Here is a 19,544-nt window from a genome sequence, read left to right on the forward strand (position 1 = left end):
TTTTGTTCAAGTAATATACGCACATTTGCCAAACATTTTTCTAATTTCATTCACAATCTTACTTCTAAAGCTTCGTTTATGGGATTTAGCCAGTTTTATTCTAGTGCTGGAAATTCAGTTAAGAGGATTTTGAGCGGGGTCCTTACCTTTTGGAGCGCTTTTCACTTCCTTTGGAGCGGCTCCCTCACCTTTTTGATCACTTTTCACTTCTTTTGGAGCGGCTTCCTTATCTTTTTGATCACTTTTCACATCATTTGGAGCGGCTTCCTTATCTTTTTGATCACTTTTCACTTCTTTTGGAGCGGCTTCCTCACCTTTTTGATCACTTTTCACTTTTTTTGGAGCGGCTTCCTCACCTTTTTGATCACTTTTCACTTCCTTTGGAGCAGTATCCTTACCTTGGAGCGCTTTTCACTTCTTATAGAGCGGCTTCCTTATCTTTTTGATCACTTTTCACTTCTTTTGGAGCGGCTTCCTCATCCTTTTGATCACTTTTCACTTCTTATGGAGCGGCTTCCTTATCTTTTTGATCACTCTTCACTTCCTTTGGAGCTGCTTCCTTACCTTTTTGATCACTTTTCACTTCTTTTGGAGCGGCTTCCTTACCTTGGAGCACTTTTCACATCATTTGGAGCGGCTTCCTTATCTTTTTGATCACTTTTCACTTCTTTTGGAGCGGCTTCCTCACTTTTTTGATCACTTTTCACTTCTTTTGGAGCGGCTTCCTTATCTTCTTGATCACTTTTCACTTCTTTTGGAGCGGCTTCCTCACCTTTTTGATCACTTTTAACTTCTTTTGGAGCGGCTTCCTCATCTTTTTGATCACTTTTCACTTCTTTTGGAGCGGCTCCCTCACCTTTTTGGTCACTTTTCACATCATTAGGAGTGGCTTCCTTATCTTTTTGATCACTTTTCACTTCTTTTGGAGCGGCTTCCTTATCTTTTTGATCACTTTTCACTTCTTCTGGAGCGGCTTCCTCACCTTTTTGAGCACTTCAATCAACTTCTGGAGCGGCTTCCTCACTTATATGAGCGCTTCAATCGACTTCCCTAGAGGAGTCCTCACCTTTTGGAGTGTTCTAGACATCCTTTCGAGTGAAGTACACCAACTTCAAGCAACCAATCAAATAGAAATACAAAATAAAGCTCATCCTCAATAAAATCGGATGAGCTTTTCGGGTTCATTAACCATTAAATACGGTCTTCCTCTCGAATATCTGCGAGAGGAACAAAGATTTCGATGTGACGCTTCAGGTTTTCAAATGTAGCGGGAGCGTCTCCGCCATATTCGCCATCTAGGTTAAGGTGGACTTCATTTTCTGTAGTGACTTTGACAACGCTAGCTTTTTTATAGATGACACGATCATCATTTAAATGTTCGCCTCTTAATGCCATGGCAGCTAGTTGAATAAACTCAGGAAGGCTTACTTTTTTTAGTACGATTAAAGTAAAGTAACCATCATTAATACTTGCATCAGGCGCTAGTTTTTCAAAGCCTCCTACTGAATTCGTTAAACCACATAGGAACATCATAGCGTCGCCATCAAATACTTCGCCATCATATTCAATACGCATATGTGAGGCTTTGATGGAAGGAATCATCTCAACCGCCTTCACATAATAGGCTAACTGACCAAGCATTGTTTTCATTTTGCTTGGTACTTCGTAAGTTAGTTCTGTAATACGTCCGCCAGCAGCAATATTGATGAAATAGCGTTCGCCATTTAAGAGACCTACATCCACTGGTAATGTGTCGCCTTGAATAATAATGTCTACAGCCTCTTCAATATTTCGAGGGATATGCACGGCACGGGCAAAATCATTTGTAGTGCCCATCGGAATTAGACCAACTTTTGGACGGTTTTCAAATGGACTTACACCTGAAACAACTTCATTTAATGTGCCATCTCCACCAACTGCGATGATGATATCAAAACCGCGTTCTACCGCATTTTTTGCTGCAAGCGTTGCATCGCCTTCACATGTTGTTGCGTGACAGGATGTCTCATAGCCTGCTACCTCTAGTTTTTCCAACACCTCTGGTAGATGTTTCTTAAACACTTCGCGTCCAGATGTAGGATTATAAATGATTCTTGCTCGTTTCATAACATACCTTCCTGCTTCATAAGATTCTACTTCATTCAACGATTTATACGCTGAAATGTTGCAATGCTCTTGTTATTTTTGTAATGCTTCTGTTACTTGCTTTTTAAAATCCTCATAAACATATGTCCAATATGTTTGATTCGAGATATTTTCCTCACGAATTTCTGCATAAAGAGCCTTTTGCGCCTCTTCAAATGTTGGATCTTCTTTATCTGGTAAGCTTGCTCGTTTCGTTACGACTAACTCTTGTAATTCAGGTGCACGGGGTCCCCATTTTCCAACAACCTCACCAGCATCATCTAACAATAGATAAATTGGGATTGCACGACCACCATTTGTTAAATAACGATCAATTAGCTCTGTATCTGCATCGCGGAAAACGGTACGCATGTCTAATCCTGCCGCTTCAGCAATACGACGAATAATCGGATTGTTTAGCATTGCGTCGCCGCACCAATCTTCTGTAATCGTTAAAATCTTTGGTTGCTTATCCTTTAATAACTCGATAAAGCCATCAGTTGTTGGTACTTCAAAGCCATCATAAATACGAAAGCTTTCTTCTTTCAATGTCGTCATGTTCTCCATATATTGTTGTATTGATATAGCTTCGTTAAAATATTGTTGTTCTGTTTTCATTGGCTCGTCCCCCTTATTATTGTCTATTCTATATTTTGCTATGAATACTCTTTTTAAACAACTATTAAGTTTCGCAAAATGCAAATTTGTTACATTTTTGAAAATTAATAGCCGAGGGAGCAATGAAGCTCTCTCGGCTATTATGTTACAACGAGTATTATCGTTTGGCAATTTCTTGTTGTAATAATTTATTAACCATTGGTGGGTTGGCTTGACCTTTTGTTGCCTTCATAATTTGACCAACTAAGAAGCCAATAGCACGGTCCTTACCATTTTTGAAGTCTTCGATAGATTGTGCATTGTTATCTAAAACTTCTGTTACGATTGCTAGTAATGCACCTTCATCAGAAATTTGTACTAAGCCTTTTGCTTTCACAATATCCTGTGCAGAGCCGCCATTTTCTACTAACTCAGCAAATACTTTTTTACCGATCTTAGAAGAAATTGTACCGTCCGTGATTAATTTCACCATTTCAGAAAGGTTTTCTGGTGTTAGTGCAGTATCTTTAAGATCTTTTTGCTCTGCGTTTAAGTAAGCAGAAACATCACCCATTAACCAGTTAGCAGAAAGCTTTGCATCTGCACCTTTCACTATCATTGCCTCAAAGAAGTCTGAGATTTCTTTAGAAATAACAAGAACTCCAGCATCATATGGTGTTAAGCCTAATTCTTCAACATAACGCTTTTTACGAGCATCTGGAAGCTCAGGAATTTCAGATTTCACACGCTCTAACCATGCATCATCAATTGAAAGACGAACTAAGTCTGGCTCTGGGAAGTAACGGTAATCATCTGTTCCCTCTTTAATACGCATTAAAATTGTTTTACCTGTTTTTTCATCAAAACGACGTGTTTCTTGCTCAATCACACCACCAGATAATAATACATCTGCTTGACGTAATTCTTCATGCTCTAAACCACGACGAACATAGTTAAAGGAGTTCAGGTTTTTAAGCTCTGTTTTTGTACCAAATTCTTCTTGACCATAAGGACGAATAGAAATGTTGGCATCACAACGTAGTGAGCCTTCTTCCATCTTACAATCAGATACGTCTGTATATTGAATAATTGATTTTAATTTTTCTAGGTAGGCATATGCTTCGTTTGGTGTACGAATGTCTGGCTCAGAAACGATTTCAACAAGCGGTGTACCTTGACGGTTAAAGTCGACTAATGAGTGGTCACCAGCATGTGAAAGCTTACCAGCATCTTCTTCCATATGAAGACGTGTAATACCGATACGTTTTGTATAGCCGTCTACTTCAATATCAATCCAGCCGTTTTTACCGATTGGTTTATCAAATTGTGAAATTTGATAAGCTTTCGGATTATCTGGATAGAAGTAGTTTTTACGGTCAAATTTTGTTTCTTGTTCGATTTCCATATTGAGTGCAAGCGCTGCACGCATAGCGAAATCTACTACATTTTTGTTTAGGACTGGTAGGACACCAGGATAGCCTAAATCGATTACTGTTGTATTTGTATTTGGTTCAGCACCAAAGTGAGCTGGTGCTGGTGAGAAGATTTTTGAGTTTGTTTTCAACTCAACGTGTACTTCTAAACCAATGACTGTTTCAAAGTTCATGTTATTTTCCCTCCCACATTTGAGGAACTTGTTTATGGAACTCAGTTGCTTGTTCAAAAGCATGAGCTACACGGTAAATTGTTGCTTCATCGAAGTATTTACCAATAATTTGTAAACCTAGTGGTAGATCGTTTTCAAAGCCACAAGGAATTGAAATCGCTGGAACGCCCGCTAAGTTCATCGGGATTGTTAAAATATCGTTAGCATACATCGTCATTGGGTCATCAACATTTTCACCAATTTTGAATGCAGGTGTTGGAGCTGTTGGTCCAATGATGACATCAAAGTCTTCAAATACTTTATCGTAGTCCGCTTTAATCAGTGTACGTGCTTGTTGTGCTTTTTTGTAGTACGCATCATACGTACCTGCGCTTAGTGAGTATGTTCCAAGCATGATACGGCGTTTTACTTCATCACCAAAGCCTTGTGCACGTGTTTCTTTATAAAGGTCTATTAAATTTGTCACGTTTTCTGCGCGGAAACCGTAACGGATACCATCAAAACGAGATAAGTTAGAAGACGCTTCAGATGATGATAGGATATAGTACGCAGCAAGTGCATATTTCGAATGAGGAAGTGATACTTCTTCTACAGTAGCGCCTAAGCCTTTTAATACCTCTAATGCTGCAAGCACTGATTGACGAGCTGCTTCGCCAACACCTTCACCAAGGAATTCTTTTGGTACAGCGATACGTAAGCCCTTTACATCACCAGTAAGAGCTGCAGCGTAATTTGGCACCTCAACATTTGCAGAAGTCGAATCATTTGGATCTAATCCAGCAATAGCTTCTAGTAATAGCGCATTATCTTCAACATTGCGTGTAATTGGTCCAATTTGATCTAGAGAAGATGCAAATGCAACTAGACCAAAACGAGATACACGACCATATGTAGGTTTCATCCCTACAACACCACAGTAAGCTGCCGGTTGACGGATTGAACCACCTGTATCTGAGCCAAGAGAGAATGGTACTTCACCTGCTGCTACTGCTGCTGCAGATGCACCTGATGATCCTCCTGGTACGTGGTTTAAGTTCCATGGATTTTTTGTTGTTTTATAGTATGAGTTTTCGTTCGAAGAACCCATTGCAAACTCGTCCATGTTTAATTTACCAACTGTAATCATGCCAGCTTCACGTAGCTTGTTGACAACAGTTGCGTCGTAGATTGGCATAAAGCCTTCCAGAATTTTAGAGGCACAAGTTGTTTCTAAGCCTTCTGTTACGATGTTGTCTTTCACACCGATTGGTAGACCGAATAATGGTCCACGCTTTTCAAATGGTACTTTATCCATTTCAGCAGCTTGTGCAGTTGCTTTTTCTTCGTTTGAAGCAAGGAATGCTTGTACATCGCCATCAAGCTTTGCAATACGCTCGTATGCTTCTTTCGTTAAGTCAGCGATTGATAAGTTACCCGCTTTAATTTCCGCTTGTAACTCCTTAGCTGAACGTTCAAATAACGTCATGAGGAATCCTCCTATGTTTTAGTATTACATGATAGCTGGTACTTTTACTTGACCATCTTCTTGTTCTTTTACGTTTAACATCATTACTTCGCGGTCTAAACCTTTTACTGCTACATCTTCACGCATTACATTCACTAATGGTAAAACGTGCGTTGTTGGTTCAACATTTGTTGTATCCAGTTCATTTAACTGCTCCGCAAAGTCTGTAATTTTTCCAAGCTGTTCAGCAAATTTCTCTGCTTCTTCTTCTGTAATTGCAAGACGTGCTAAATTTGCCACGTGCTTTACTTCTTCTTTTGTTAATTTAGCCATTTTTCACACCTCCGAATACTTGTTCAATTCATTGTTTTTATTGATAACAATAGGGTTGAATAAAGTTAACCATGCCAATAATCATAACATTTTTCATATTAAAAATCACAACTTTCACTAAAAATATAGAAACTTTCACTACTATAACAAAGTGTTGTCTCTATCTCCCTATTGTGTTCCTCTATTTCTATCCATCTAATAAAAAATATAGTCAGCACAAAGGCTGACTATATTAATCATAGACATGCACGTAAGGGTCCTTATCATTGGCCTTTTTGATGATTAATGCCTCAGGACCATTCACTGAAGTAACGCTCACTTCCACATGAATATTATCAAATTGATTGATTAAAATACCCGTCAAATATTGCGTAAATCCGATTATTTCTGCTTTGCCGAAAAATTGAATTGGTATTTCAATCGAAAGATTTTGTATTTGCTTATTGCGATAGAAACCAGTACCGATCACACTTGTATAGTTCGAAAAATATTTATCAACATCTTGTTTGAAATTCTTGAAGTTATTGTTGACATCTCGGTATATATCCTGTGAATCATCTGTTGGGAACAAGACATAATTTTCATCTATTCCTTCCCAATCGGCAATGTTGTTCTGTCCAGCTTTTGCTACACCATAGCTAAAATATGCTCCTGGAATAATTTGATTGCGGGCTTGCTGCTTAAACAAACCAACAACAATCGGTACATCTTTTAATTCTTCACGTGAACGTAAACGTGAAACGATTTCAGCAGCCATTTTTTTGCCTTGCTCAATAAGAGTAGCCTCTGAAATTGGTTCCTCGTAATATTCGCCATACTGTTCTTTTTGATAATAATAAATAGAATTTAAGGAAAGACCAATTGAAATCCCACCTAGTTTCACTTTATTATCCTTCGTTTTTGTTAAGTAGTTTTGCTCTACAATATGGGATAAATAAACTGGAGCCTTTATTGCTCGTTCCTCTGGTGTCATTGTGTCTGTTGTCGGTGGATTTAATCCATCTTCTGTTTGTGAACTACGAGCAAGCCAAGAGCTTACTGTACTTTCAGCTAAATATTGACCTTCTTGGAAGTAGTAGTTTTCTGTGTCGAACTCATTTTGAGATAGACGCATTAAACCCGATTCAACTTCCTTCATATCGTATTTCGTATAAATGTTAGATACCACTAGACCTCTACTTGCACTCTCTTTATAAGGGATAAGCGTCTTATAATAAGATTCATCAATTTGTATGCTTGGGATAATTGTTGTTTCAGCTTTTTCTTTCTGTTGCGTTTCCTGTGTAAGCTCTGTCTCCTTCTTGTCAGAAGGCACACAGCCGACTAGCATTGCAGCAGCTACGATTGCTGGAATGAGTCGAAAAGACTTCATTATTTAGTGCTCCTTTACTAATAGTCAATTTTAGGTCGACGAAACTACTCGACGCCTTGATGTAACTGTTGTGCATTCGACATCGCTTCCTAATTCATAAAGGGGAGGACATCATGCACTTATTAGATGAGGTTAAGTTGTTCAATTAAGTTATCTTCAGTCCAAACGTCGATACCTAATTGCTCAGCCTTTGTTAGCTTAGAGCCCGCATCCGCACCTGCGATCACAAGATCCGTTTTTTTGCTGACACTACCCGTGACTGTACCACCTAACTCTTCTATTTTCGCTTTTGCTTCGTTGCGTGTCAATTGCTCAAGTTTACCAGTTAAGACAATTGTTTTACCTGCAAAAGGACTATCACCTATCGCCACTTCTACTTTTTTACCTTTATATGTCATATTCACGCCTACCTCAGCAAGACGCTCAATGACTGCTCGTGCATCTTCATTGGAGAAATACTCCACTAACGATGAGGCCATTTTATCTCCAATCTCATAAATCGCCACAAGCTGATCTTCCGTTGCTGCCATCACCGCTTCCATCGAACCGAATTCCTCTGATACGATTTTGGCTGCTTTTTCACCCACATGTCGAATTCCTAAGCCAATTAATAAACGCTCCATTGAATTTTCTTTCGAGGCTTGAATGGCATTGACTAAATTCATTGCAGATTTCTCGCCCATGCGTTCCAATTCCACGAGTTGCTCAACCGTTAAATGATAGAGATCCGAAACATCATGTATTAAATCTGCACGCAATAATTGCTCCACTACTTTATCCCCAAGACCATCGATATTCATCGCGTTTCGAGAAACAAAATATTTTATGCTTTCTGCAATTTGAGCAAAGCAAGCAGGGTTTACACAGCGCAGGGCCACTTCGCCTTCAATACGTATCAATTCACTATCACAAACAGGGCAATTTTTTGGCATGACAAAAGGTGCTGAATCCTCAGGACGTTGCTCTATTAGCACACCTACAACTTGAGGGATAATATCTCCAGCTTTTCGAATAATAACTGTATCTCCAAGACGAATATCCTTATCTCGAATTAAATCCTCATTGTGTAAAGAAGCACGTTGAACCGTCGTCCCTGCAACTTGTACTGGCGTTAAAATAGCCGTAGGAGTAACAACACCTGTACGTCCTACTGTTAAATCAATGTCCAGCAACGTTGTCACAACTTCCTCTGCAGGGAACTTATAAGCAATCGCCCAACGTGGACTCTTTGCTGTATAGCCTAGCTCGTCTTGCTGCGCATAACGATCCACCTTAATCACGATGCCATCAATTTCGTACGCTAAATTCGGACGATTTTCTGTCCAATGTTCTATAAAGGCCATTACTTCTTCAATGGTTGTGCAACGTTGGCGCTCTTTGTTAGAAGGGAAGCCTAGCCCCTCTAAATAATCAAGCATTTCTGCATGTCCATCCATTCCATAAATCTCACCATCTCCACCAATGGCATAGATAAAAGTTGATAGTTGGCGACTTGCTGCAATTTTAGGATCTAATTGACGCAATGAGCCAGCAGCGGCATTCCGTGGATTAGCAAATGATTCTTCCCCATTGTCAGCACGTTGCGTATTTAATTTTTCAAATGATTTTTTCGGCATGTACGCCTCACCGCGTACTTCGATTGTAATAGGCTCTTTTAAACGTAGTGGGATCGCTCGGATAGTCTTTAAATTGGCAGTAATATCTTCTCCTACCACACCGTCTCCTCTTGTTGCCCCTTGTACAAACACGCCATTTTCATACTTCAATGAAATAGCCAAACCATCTATTTTCAGCTCACATACATATGAAAATTGATCTCCGATTGCCTGACGAACTTTACGATCGAATTCTTGTAAATCTGCTTCATTAAAAGCATTTGAAAGACTAAGCATTGGGTAATCATGAGTCACTTTTTTAAAGCCCTCTACCACTGCTCCACCAACACGCTGCGTAGGAGAATCAGGGTATATGAGTGATGGGTTCGCTTCTTCTAATGCAATTAGTTCCTGTAATAACTGGTCATAGACACTATCAGCTACGACAGGTTTATCTAACACATAATAGGCATAACCATATTCATGCAATAATTTATTTAACTCCGCTATACGCTGTTCTATTTCGTTCATTTATGTTCCTCCGCTTACGCTTTTTCAATCGGTGCAAATTGAGCAAGTAATCGCTTAATACCAATTGGTTGTGGGAATGCGATATCAAGCTCTGTACTATCACCTTCACCTTTTACACTAACAACCATACCTGTTCCCCATTTTTTATGAATCGCCTTATCTCCAGCCTTCCACCCAAATTGATCTCCACCCGTTGCTTGTAAACGTGCTGTAGCAGGTTGTGTTTGCTGAGTAGCACCAAGTGTACGCTTTTGATGGCCACCTGTTGAACGATTGTTAGTAGCAAATGGTATTGTTGATTTTGTCCCTGCCTTAGAAATAGACTCTGTAATATCTTGAGAAATTTCACCTAAAAATCGTGATGCATTATTAAAGCTTGAACGACCAAAAATTGTTCGGCTTTGTGCACATGTTAAGTATAAACGTTCCTCAGCACGTGTCACGCCAACATACATAAGGCGACGTTCCTCTTCCATTTCATCTTGATCGTCTAGTGAGCGAGAATGTGGGAAGATGTTTTCCTCCATACCGATAATAAAGACAACTGGGAACTCTAAGCCCTTAGCGGCATGCATCGTCATTAAAATAATATTACCCTTGGATGTATCTTCTTTATCGAGTGCATCAATATCAGCAATAAGAGCTAAATCTGTTAAAAAGGCAATTAAGCTTTTATCATCACTGCGCTCCTCAAAAGCCTTTGTGACAGATAAAAACTCTTCAATATTTTCTAAACGACTTTCTGCTTCAATTGTTTTTTCGTTTTGTAACATTGCTCGATAACCGGATTTATCAATAACTTGCTCCACAATTTCCGTGACAGATAAATATTCCTGCATTTGTGTAAAGCCTTTAATCATCGCATAAAATTGCTCAGCTGAATTTGCCGCTTTCCCTGATAGCCCCATGAAGACAAGATCATTCATCGCGTCAAAAATCGAACGATCCTGATCTATCGCATAACGTGCCATTTTTTCAAAGGATGTTGCGCCAATACTGCGCTTTGGCTCATTAATAATACGTGCTAGTGATAAATCATCGTCATTATTGGCAATCAGTCGTAAGTATGCTAGTAAGTCCTTTATCTCTTTTCGATCATAGAACTTTGTTCCGCCTACTATTTGATAGGCCATATTGGATTTAACTAGTACTTCCTCCATTACACGAGATTGAGCATTTGTGCGATATAAAATAGCAAAGTCATCAAATGAACGATTTTCTTTTTCAATTAACTGTTGAATTGTTTGTACAACAAATTGCGCTTCTTCTTGCTCGTTATAAGCTTTATATAGTGCAATCTTTTCACCCTCTGAATTTTCTGTGCGCAATTCTTTTGGGTATCGTGTTGTATTATTTTGAATGACGTCATTGGCTGCCTGTAGGATGCGTTGAGTTGAACGATAATTTTGCTCAAGCATAATCACCTTTGCAGCTGGATAATCCTTCTCAAAGGATAGGATATTCCCAATGTCTGCACCACGCCAACGATAAATAGACTGATCTGAATCCCCTACAACACAAATATTTTTAAATTTCTTTGCCAGTAATTGCACAAGTAAATACTGAGATTTATTGGTATCCTGATATTCATCTACATGAATATATTGAAATTTATTTTGATAATATTCAAGCACTTCAGGTACACGCTTAAACAACGTAATCGTCGTCATAATCAAATCGTCAAAATCGAGGGATTGGTTGCGGCGTAATCTTTTCTCGTAGCCTTTATAGACACGTGCAACTGTTTGTTCATAAGGATTTTTATCGTTCATTTGTCCAGCGTATTCATCCGCTGTTATACACTCGTTTTTTGCTGCACTAATAGCATTTAAAATTGCTCGTGGCTCAAAACGTTTTGGGTCAATATTTTCTTCCTTCATCACATTTTTAATGACTGAAAGCTGATCTGTCGAATCTAAAATAGAGAAATTACGAGAAATGCCTAGTTGATCGATATTACGACGTAAAATTCTTACGCACATGGAGTGGAAAGTCGATACCCACATACTATCGCCAGTACCATTACCAAGAATGCCATCAATACGATCACGCATTTCTCTGGCTGCTTTATTTGTGAATGTAATCGCTAAAATCTTGGAAGGATATACTTCCTTTTCGATAACTAGGTAAGCAATACGATGTGTTAAAACTCGTGTTTTCCCTGACCCTGCACCCGCCATAATGAGTAATGGTCCTTCAGTTGTTTTAACCGCTCTTTCCTGTTCAGGATTCATACCTGCTAGTAAATTTTTTGTTAACTGTTCCATTTTGCACCGCCTTACAAACATTTGTTCTAAAATTATAACGTATTTTTAACAGCCTTAACAGTCGCAAGTGCAGCTTTTAAATCTTCATAAATAATATTTCCAACTACTACCGTATCTGCAATCTGTGCCATTTCCTCTGCTTGCTTTGCAGATGTTATGCCCCCACCGTAAAAGAGTTTGGTATGCTTCAGTTCGTTTTTCACAGCACTGACAACCTCCAGATCGCCATACATTCCACTGTACTCTAAATAAAAGACAGGAAGCTTAAAGAAATTTTCTGCCATGCGTGCATAAGCTACCACATCATCTATCGTTAAATCTGTTTTCGCACCCGTTACATGGGCTACTTTACAATCAGAATTTAAAATACAATATCCTTCCGCTACCAATTCATCCCATACCATAATATCGCCGTATTCCTTAATAGCCTCATGATGTAAATTTTTAATCCATTTTGGATCATCACTATTTAATACAGTAGGAATGAAATAATAGTCATACCCTGGCGTTACCGCATCAATCGTAGAAATTTCAAGTGCTATCGGTACCTCAAAGCGACGCACGCGAACAAGTAAATCTAATACGCCATCCAACGTTACATTATCTGTTCCCCCAACTAAAATAACGTCTGTCCCAGACTCGCAAATTTTTTCTAGTGCTTCATCTGAAATATCCTTCGCTGGATCTAGCTTGAACACATGTCTCCATTCTAAATAATCCATCTATTTTACCACCTATCATTTTCTATCTATTCGTTTACAAGTATAGCTTATGATTCACGACAAAAAAATGAAAAAGACCGAGTAGAACTTCTACTCAGCCTTTTGTCTGACTATTCTTTTGGTGCTTGAAACGGTTTTTCATCAGGATACAAACGACCTAACATTTCATCATATGTATCATTCCCATAATCAAAGCAGCGACGCACGCGTGAAATCGTTGCTGTACTTGCCCCTGTTTCCTTTTTAATGGATTCGTAGGTTTTCTTTAAACGTAATAAATGTGCGACCTCAAAGCGTTGTGCCAACGATTGAATTTCACTAATCGTACATAAATCATCAAAAAACTTATAGCATTCTTCGATGTCCTTTAACTCTAACACTGCTTTAAATAATTGATCTGTTTGATGCCCCCGAATTTTTTCGATTTGCATGCAATTTTCCTCCCTTTAAGGCTGCGTTTTCACCATTGCTTGTAACCCTGGTGAAGATGGTACGAAATGAACCCACGACTTTCCTGGTACAAGCTTTACAGGCTCCCCTGATTGCTCTACAGCCATTGGTATTCCATTAACATTTGCCCATTTGACTTCCCTCAAATAGCCATTTTGAAATACATACGCATTTCCACCAGACGTTAAATCAATTGCTTGGCGACCAATATCATCAATTGTTCGGTGATTCATTTCAAAAAATAGAACATTTGCCAATGACACTGTCTCGCCTGTTAACATATCTTTTGTGTCCACGCCAGCCGATTGTCGTTCATAGTGATTATTTTGATGATCATACACATACGCGTTATGGAAATCTTCATTATTTCCGTAGTAAATATCAACTTGATTTGTTTCAATACCTATTTTACCACGTTCATCAGGTTCATAAAAAGCCTGAAGCACTTTTTCACTGTAATTCATTGAAGCGCCTACCATTTCAGCACCTTTTAGAATGTTTTCTGATGTAATATAGGAATTGTGTGGTGCAACGCGGTCGTTAGAGCGTTTAAAAAGTATACCATCATAAGCCATACCATTGATATTGTCGACGATACGATGATCAAGCATCGTTTTCGCCTCTGGGCTATAGCCATGCGCTACATAAAAGGCATCAAATCCCTTTGCCATATCGATAAAATAAGAGCGTGCACTACGAACGGGCCCAATATTTTCAGGCAGTTCACTTTGATATACTGCTAAAAAGCGTGTTACATTACCTTCTGCAAGCATTTCATAAACGATATCCGCAGCAGCTAATCCTGATTGTGGACGTGCTGCTGGATGATTATTAATTGTTACGATAATAGGTCTCTGTGTAATTTCTTCTTGTACAGCCTCCCCAGTAAGTGGTGCGACGAATGCTGGTCGTTGCACAGGCTCCTCCACTACTGTTTCTTCCTCTACAATGGGTTCATCATCTTCTTTGACTTTTGGTGTATCCTTTGAACATCCCCCGATTACCAAAGCACTAAATGCTATAGCAATCCATAATTTTTTCGATTTGAACACAAGCATATCTCTCCTTTGAACAATTACACATATCTGTAACTGTTTAAACAACTGAAACACTTTCATCAATTAGCGCATAACAGCAGGTAATAATAACTTATTCTTCATCACATCGAAAATCCCTTGTGGTGTTATACGAATATATGGTAAATGAGTAGATTGTAAAAATAATAGTGTATAAATCGCATCTCCTAATTGATAGCCTCGATCTGCTAAAGCTTGTTTTAAAGCCTTTTCTTTCTCCGTTAATGTGATTAAGTCTCCATCATATAAAAGTCCACCAATTGTTAATGGGATATCCGCTATCACTTCACCTTTTTCAACAAGAACAATACCACCATTCATTACCTTCATTTCTTCGAAGGCTTTGATCATATCTTCTTTATTTTTTCCAATTAACAATATGTCACCTGTGTTGGAATAAGAGGATGCAAAGCCTTGAACATCTGTTGCAAATCCTTTAATCATTGTATTTACATGCCAGTTACCTTTTCGATTAATTAGCATTAAATAACACTCATCATGATTCGCCAACTGCCCTTCTTTCGTAATTAAAGAGTTATAAGGCTTTGTAATCACATCATTAACTAATTGAATTCCAAACGGCATAGAAAACTGAAAATCTTGAGAATCTAATGAAAAATCTAAATCTAATGCTGGAATAGCAGAATAATCAATTGTCGCTAATCTATGCACACGATTCCCATCACGCTTCAACCAGACACCCTTTGATAAAACACTTTCTGGAACAGGGTGATATTCATCTTGTAAAATATTCAATGAAGCAAAACGCCCTGTCGCGATAAAACCATGTAAATTGGACATGTTATAATAACGTGCCACATTATAGGAAGCCATTTGATAAGCATCAATAGGAGATACCCCTGCATCTAAAGCTACTTGAATACATTTATCCATCACACCATCCTCATGGAATGAAGGTGTCGAACCGTCTGTTGTCATCATTAAGTGATCAAAGATCGGAAGTTCTTTTTCTACTATTCCTTTTAGTAGATGTGGTAAATCGGGTCGAATGGAAGAATGACGTAAAGTTACAGCATAGCCCTGCATAATGCGACGCTCTACCTCTTCCACTGTCATTGCCTCATGATCCCCATCAGCACCAAGCAGTTTCATGCGTGCCAACGTTCTTTCTGAAGCTCCTGGGAAATGTCCTTCAATTTTTTTACCCAGTCCCTTAGCCATTTGCATACGATAAAGCATTTGATCGTCACCATGCAACAGCTTAGGCCAGCCTGTCAACTCTCCACCAAGCAAGACATCACTTCGCTCTAACCACTCTAATATAGAGGTATTAGAGAAAACCTCTTCCTCTTGCTCCAATTCAGTTTGTGAATCAAAGCGCGTCCACCAATAAAAAGAAAATGGTAGCTTTTTCAAACTCTCTAAAATTGAAAACGCTTTCTTATTTTCTAAATTTAAAACAAAACTTAAATTATCTGAAATAAAAGTCGTTGTCCCAAGCTGACCACAAAAATCAGCAAATGACTGTGGATGATAAAGCTGGAATGGATGTACATGTGGTTCAATATAGCCTGGAACAATTGTTTTTCCTGTACAATCCACCACTTCTGTTCCTTCTAATAAAGGAGGCATTCTGTCACCAGCATAGACAATGCGATCTCCCAAAATCCAAATGTTTCCTACTACAAATTGTTTTAACATACTATGCAAATAACGTGCATTCTTCAGCACGATATCTGGTGCCTTTTTCCCATCGATTACTGCTAATTGCTGACGTATTTTTGTTATTTTCCATACTGGATCCATGCTATTCGCTCCTTCCTAAATTACGTAATTTTTCATTGTGTAAATCCAACTTGAAATCACATACTACTACTGCATAATCGCATATTTTCATAAAAATTATGCTTTATGCAATCATCTTGTTTCAATCGTAACACAGCACTTTCATAAAGCAAAGTGCACCTCGCTTATTTTTTCCACAATGACTAAAGGAGGAAGTATGATGATGCAGCAAGCAAATTTAAGCGAAAAGAATGCATTTTGTCGTTTTGCCATGGGGACGAGTTTGACCGCATATGGTATCGCTAAAGTTTCTAGAAATCCTAATTGTACAAAAGGTCGATTAATGATTGCATTAGGTGCCATGAAAATGGCTGAGGGACTCTTTAAATATTGTCCAACGAAAGCAATTTTAAGCTCCAATATGCAAAATGCCATGAACACCTCTATGCAAAGTATGTTCAGCGGGCAAAATTCTATGTCTTCTGAACAAATCGATAAGCTCATGAAGGATTTTTCCTCTGCTATAGCTGGCAATTCTTCAGGTTCACAAGCTACTGCTTCAAAACAATCTGACACCAGTACTTCAACTCAAAATTCCTCAAATAGTAGCGATTCTTCAACGAATAAAGCTCAGAATCCTTCTTAGTCAAAGGAGCCGTCCCAATCTATTATTGAGACGGCTCTTACCTCTTACGTTTTGAAACAACAAGAGGTTTCAAAAGACGATAAAAAATATTTAGTGAAAATAATAATTACTTCAATGTACGCCAGCCAATATCTTTACGGAAGAAAAAGTGATCCCATGTTTCCGTTGCAATACCTTCATAAACCTTTTCCTGTGCTTCTTGTAAAGTAGCTGCTTTTGCACCAACTAACAGTACACGCCCACCGTTACCAACGAATTGGCCGTCTACTAATTTTGTACCTGCATGGAAAACTGCATGTGATGTAGAAAGTGCCTCTAAATTCGGTAATACCTTACCTTTTTCAACGTCTCCTGGGTAACCCTCTGCTGCAATGACTACACCAAGCATTACTTCTTCTGACCATTGTAAATCAAAAGGCTGTTCATCCATTAATGCCATCATAAATGCACCAAAATCTGAAACCATACGTGGCAATACGACTTGCGTTTCTGGATCACCGAAACGAGCATTAAATTCTATAACTTGAGGGCCTTTTTTCGTTAAAATTAACCCTGCATATAAAATCCCTGTAAAGGAAGCACCATCTGCCTCCATCCCTTTAACAGTAGGTTCTACAATCGTTTGAAAAGCAATATCGACTACCTCTTGTGAGATTTGTGGTACCGGAGAATAAGCACCCATACCTCCTGTGTTTGGTCCTTTATCTCCGTCATAAGCTCGTTTATGGTCTTGTGCAATAACCATTGGATAAATTTGTCCTTTATGTACAAAGGACATGAAGGAGAATTCTTCACCGTCTAAAAATTCCTCGATGACAACACGTGAAGAAGATTCACCAAAGCGTTGATTCCCAATCATATCCTCTACAGCTTCAATTGCTTCTTCCTCTGTCATTGCCACAACAACGCCCTTACCAGCCGCTAAACCATCTGCTTTAATTACAATAGGCGCCCCTTGTTCTTTAATATAGGCTATGGCTTTTTCTGCTTCAGTAAACGTTTCATGTGCTGCTGTAGGAATATTGTATTTATTCATAATTTCTTTCGCATAGGATTTACTGCTTTCTATTTGAGCAGCAGCCTTTGTAGGGCCGAAAATACGTAAACCTCTTGCTGTAAAGAAATCGACAATGCCTTCAGCAAGCGGCTGTTCTGGGCCAACAAATGTTAATGCAATATCATTTTCCTTAGCAAATTGAGCGAGACCTGCGAAATCCATTGTATCAATAGCAACAACTTCTACTTCGCCTCGCATCCCATCATTTCCTGGCGCTACAAATACGTTGTTAACTGATGGAGAGATGCTAAATTGTTTAGCGATTGCATGCTCACGACCGCCGCTTCCGATTACTAATACATTCATTTTAGAGAATCCTCCTCTTTGTAAGTAAGACCGAGATGAACCAACATCTCGGTCTGTTTTGTTTCCTATATGCTTCAACAATTAATGTTTAAAATGACGTACGCCTGTGAATACCATAGCAATGCCGTATTCATTAGCTTTATCAATGGAATCTTGATCTTTAATCGAACCACCTGGTTGAATAATTGCTGTAATTCCTGCAGCGGCTGCAGCTTCCACAGTATCACTCATTGGGAAAAATGCATCTGATGCTAATGCAGCACCTTTTGCTTTTTCTCCAGCTTGTTCAAAGGCGATTTTAGCAGCACCTACGCGATTCATTTGACCTGCGCCAACGCCAAGTGTCATTTGAGAATCTGTTACAACAATCGCATTTGATTTCACATGTTTGACAACAGACCAACCAAGTTGTAATGCTTCCCATTCTTGTTCTGTTGGTTCACGATCTGTCACTACTTTAATATCCGCATTGCCAAAGCCATAGCGATCTGGCTCTTGTACAAGAAGGCCTCCCTCAACTGATACTACATTGAATGAATCTTGTTTCGCTTGCTCGAAAGGAATTGTTAGTAAGCGGATATTTTTCTTTTTCGTTAAAATATCTAATGCTTCTTGTGAGAAAGCAGGTGCAATAATAATCTCTAGGAAAATATGGCTTAGCTTCTCTGCAGTTGCTGCATCCACTTCCATATTTAATGCGATAATACCGCCAAAAATTGATGTTGGATCTGCTTCATATGCTTTATCAAAAGCTGCCTCTAATGTGACACCTGTGCCAACACCACATGGATTCATATGTTTCACTGCTACAGCAGCTGGCATTTCAAATTCTTTCACAATTTGCAATGCTGCATTACCATCTTGAATATTGTTGTAAGATAACTCTTTACCATGTAATTGTGTAGCATAGGCTAATGAAAAGTCAGAGCCAAGACGCTTTTGGTAGAAAGCCGCTTTTTGATGAGGGTTTTCGCCATAGCGTAAATTTTGCTTTAATTCATATGTCATCGTTAAGCTCTCTGGGAACTCTTCTTCAGTCAGGTAGTTTGAGATATAAGAATCATAAGCGGCTGTGTGACGGAAAACTTTCGCAGCTAGTTTACGACGTGTTTCAATCGTTGTTGCGCCGTCTGCTTTTAGTTCTTCTAATACTGTTGCATAGTCATTGCTGTCCACGATTACTGTTACATATTGATGGTTTTTTGCAGCAGAACGTAACATTGTTGGACCACCGATATCAATGTTTTCAATTGCATCATCCCAAGTTACATTAGGCTTTGAAATTGTTTCAACAAATGGATATAGATTAACACAAACAATCTCAATTGGCTCAATTCCATGCTCATTCATCTGTGCTTGATGAGACGCATCGTCAAATTTTCCTAATAGACCACCGTGAATCATTGGATTTAATGTTTTCACACGACCATCTAAAATTTCAGGAAACTTCGTTACTTCATCTACCGCTGTTACAGCTACTGCATTGTCCTGTAACATTTTTTTTGTACCGCCAGTTGATAAAATTTCATAACCTAATGCTACTAATTCCTTTGCAAATTCTAAAATACCATCTTTATTGGAAACACTGATTAATGCACGTTTTGTCACAACAATATCCTCCTAATTTTTATCGTGCTGTCCACGAACTGACTTGCTTCAATAGATTCATAGA

At 38.8% G+C, this 19,544-nt stretch carries 17 protein-coding genes; 1 reads left to right on the top strand and 16 read right to left on the bottom strand.

The window, feature by feature from the left end; translation table 11 throughout:
• Positions 1-114 precede the first annotated feature (114 nt).
• The 14 genes from MHB65_RS21485 to MHB65_RS21550 all read right to left on the bottom strand — a co-directional run bounded on the left by MHB65_RS21485 (position 115) and on the right by MHB65_RS21550 (position 15,884).
• A complete protein-coding gene (locus MHB65_RS21485) occupies positions 115-375 on the bottom strand; it encodes a hypothetical protein (RefSeq protein WP_342441661.1) in 261 nt (86 codons plus the stop codon).
• Between the two features lie 227 nt (positions 376-602).
• A complete protein-coding gene (locus MHB65_RS21490; protein WP_342441662.1) occupies positions 603-959 on the bottom strand; it encodes a hypothetical protein in 357 nt (118 codons plus the stop codon).
• A 232-nt stretch (positions 960-1,191) separates the two neighbouring features.
• On the bottom strand, positions 1,192-2,106 hold the full coding sequence (locus tag MHB65_RS21495) for a diacylglycerol kinase (RefSeq protein ID WP_004225701.1): 915 nt from the start codon (positions 2,104-2,106) through the stop codon (positions 1,192-1,194).
• Positions 2,107-2,178: 72 nt separating this feature from the next.
• Positions 2,179-2,742 (bottom strand): thioredoxin family protein, encoded by a 564-nt coding sequence (locus tag MHB65_RS21500; protein ID WP_342441663.1) that lies wholly within the window; start codon positions 2,740-2,742, stop codon positions 2,179-2,181.
• 157 nt (positions 2,743-2,899) lie between these two features.
• The gene (gene gatB, locus MHB65_RS21505) at positions 2,900-4,327 is read right to left on the bottom strand and encodes an Asp-tRNA(Asn)/Glu-tRNA(Gln) amidotransferase subunit GatB (RefSeq protein WP_342441664.1); all 1,428 of its coding nucleotides are present in this window, start codon (positions 4,325-4,327) and stop codon (positions 2,900-2,902) included.
• Between the two features lies 1 nt (position 4,328).
• Entirely contained in the window at positions 4,329-5,792 is a 1,464-nt protein-coding gene (gene gatA / locus MHB65_RS21510) for an Asp-tRNA(Asn)/Glu-tRNA(Gln) amidotransferase subunit GatA (protein WP_342441665.1), read from the bottom strand.
• Between the two features lie 24 nt (positions 5,793-5,816).
• Entirely contained in the window at positions 5,817-6,104 is a 288-nt protein-coding gene (gene gatC / locus MHB65_RS21515; protein ID WP_004225708.1) for an Asp-tRNA(Asn)/Glu-tRNA(Gln) amidotransferase subunit GatC, read from the bottom strand.
• Between the two features lie 232 nt (positions 6,105-6,336).
• Positions 6,337-7,476, bottom strand: a complete 1,140-nt coding sequence (locus tag MHB65_RS21520; protein ID WP_342441666.1) for a CamS family sex pheromone protein — start codon at positions 7,474-7,476, stop codon at positions 6,337-6,339.
• Positions 7,477-7,598: 122 nt separating this feature from the next.
• Positions 7,599-9,602, bottom strand: coding sequence for an NAD-dependent DNA ligase LigA (gene ligA, locus MHB65_RS21525; protein ID WP_342441667.1), 2,004 nt, complete (start codon positions 9,600-9,602; stop codon positions 7,599-7,601).
• A gap of 14 nt (positions 9,603-9,616) precedes the next feature.
• The gene (gene pcrA, locus MHB65_RS21530) at positions 9,617-11,869 is read right to left on the bottom strand and encodes a DNA helicase PcrA (protein WP_342441668.1); all 2,253 of its coding nucleotides are present in this window, start codon (positions 11,867-11,869) and stop codon (positions 9,617-9,619) included.
• A gap of 32 nt (positions 11,870-11,901) precedes the next feature.
• Complete coding sequence (locus tag MHB65_RS21535) at positions 11,902-12,591, bottom strand: heptaprenylglyceryl phosphate synthase (protein WP_342441669.1); 690 nt, start codon at positions 12,589-12,591, stop codon at positions 11,902-11,904.
• A 110-nt stretch (positions 12,592-12,701) separates the two neighbouring features.
• Entirely contained in the window at positions 12,702-13,022 is a 321-nt protein-coding gene (locus MHB65_RS21540; protein WP_004225717.1) for a YerC/YecD family TrpR-related protein, read from the bottom strand.
• Positions 13,023-13,037: 15 nt separating this feature from the next.
• The gene (locus MHB65_RS21545) at positions 13,038-14,093 is read right to left on the bottom strand and encodes a DUF3048 domain-containing protein (RefSeq protein WP_342441670.1); all 1,056 of its coding nucleotides are present in this window, start codon (positions 14,091-14,093) and stop codon (positions 13,038-13,040) included.
• A 69-nt stretch (positions 14,094-14,162) separates the two neighbouring features.
• Positions 14,163-15,884 (bottom strand): adenine deaminase C-terminal domain-containing protein, encoded by a 1,722-nt coding sequence (locus MHB65_RS21550; RefSeq protein ID WP_342441671.1) that lies wholly within the window; start codon positions 15,882-15,884, stop codon positions 14,163-14,165.
• A 199-nt stretch (positions 15,885-16,083) separates the two neighbouring features.
• Between MHB65_RS21550 and MHB65_RS21555 the strand changes: the two genes are divergently transcribed.
• Positions 16,084-16,509 (top strand): YgaP-like transmembrane domain, encoded by a 426-nt coding sequence (locus tag MHB65_RS21555; RefSeq protein ID WP_243456322.1) that lies wholly within the window; start codon positions 16,084-16,086, stop codon positions 16,507-16,509.
• Between the two features lie 106 nt (positions 16,510-16,615).
• Here MHB65_RS21555 and purD read toward each other — a convergent pair whose 3' ends face one another.
• Both purD and purH read right to left on the bottom strand, forming a co-directional pair.
• Positions 16,616-17,872, bottom strand: coding sequence for a phosphoribosylamine--glycine ligase (gene purD / locus MHB65_RS21560; protein WP_342441672.1), 1,257 nt, complete (start codon positions 17,870-17,872; stop codon positions 16,616-16,618).
• A gap of 81 nt (positions 17,873-17,953) precedes the next feature.
• Entirely contained in the window at positions 17,954-19,480 is a 1,527-nt protein-coding gene (gene purH / locus MHB65_RS21565; protein WP_342441673.1) for a bifunctional phosphoribosylaminoimidazolecarboxamide formyltransferase/IMP cyclohydrolase, read from the bottom strand.
• Positions 19,481-19,544 lie beyond the last annotated feature (64 nt).

The organism is Lysinibacillus sp. FSL K6-0075 (assembly GCF_038592945.1).
GTDB lineage: Bacteria > Bacillota > Bacilli > Bacillales_A > Planococcaceae > Lysinibacillus > Lysinibacillus fusiformis_F.

Excerpts from the sequence above, each read along its gene's own strand:
- gatB (WP_342441664.1), bottom strand. The coding sequence starts at position 4,327 with ATGAACTTTGAAACAGTCATTGGTTTAGAAGTACACGTTGAGTTGAAA.
- MHB65_RS21495 (WP_004225701.1), bottom strand. The coding sequence starts at position 2,106 with ATGAAACGAGCAAGAATCATTTATAATCCTACATCTGGACGCGAAGTG.
- MHB65_RS21520 (WP_342441666.1), bottom strand. The coding sequence starts at position 7,476 with ATGAAGTCTTTTCGACTCATTCCAGCAATCGTAGCTGCTGCAATGCTA.
- gatC (WP_004225708.1), bottom strand. The coding sequence starts at position 6,104 with ATGGCTAAATTAACAAAAGAAGAAGTAAAGCACGTGGCAAATTTAGCA.
- MHB65_RS21500 (WP_342441663.1), bottom strand. The coding sequence starts at position 2,742 with ATGAAAACAGAACAACAATATTTTAACGAAGCTATATCAATACAACAA.
- gatA (WP_342441665.1), bottom strand. The coding sequence starts at position 5,792 with ATGACGTTATTTGAACGTTCAGCTAAGGAGTTACAAGCGGAAATTAAA.
- MHB65_RS21550 (WP_342441671.1), bottom strand. The coding sequence starts at position 15,884 with ATGGATCCAGTATGGAAAATAACAAAAATACGTCAGCAATTAGCAGTA.
- MHB65_RS21535 (WP_342441669.1), bottom strand. The coding sequence starts at position 12,591 with ATGGATTATTTAGAATGGAGACATGTGTTCAAGCTAGATCCAGCGAAG.
- MHB65_RS21555 (WP_243456322.1), top strand. The coding sequence starts at position 16,084 with ATGATGCAGCAAGCAAATTTAAGCGAAAAGAATGCATTTTGTCGTTTT.
- ligA (WP_342441667.1), bottom strand. The coding sequence starts at position 9,602 with ATGAACGAAATAGAACAGCGTATAGCGGAGTTAAATAAATTATTGCAT.
- purD (WP_342441672.1), bottom strand. The coding sequence starts at position 17,872 with ATGAATGTATTAGTAATCGGAAGCGGCGGTCGTGAGCATGCAATCGCT.
- MHB65_RS21540 (WP_004225717.1), bottom strand. The coding sequence starts at position 13,022 with ATGCAAATCGAAAAAATTCGGGGGCATCAAACAGATCAATTATTTAAA.
- pcrA (WP_342441668.1), bottom strand. The coding sequence starts at position 11,869 with ATGGAACAGTTAACAAAAAATTTACTAGCAGGTATGAATCCTGAACAG.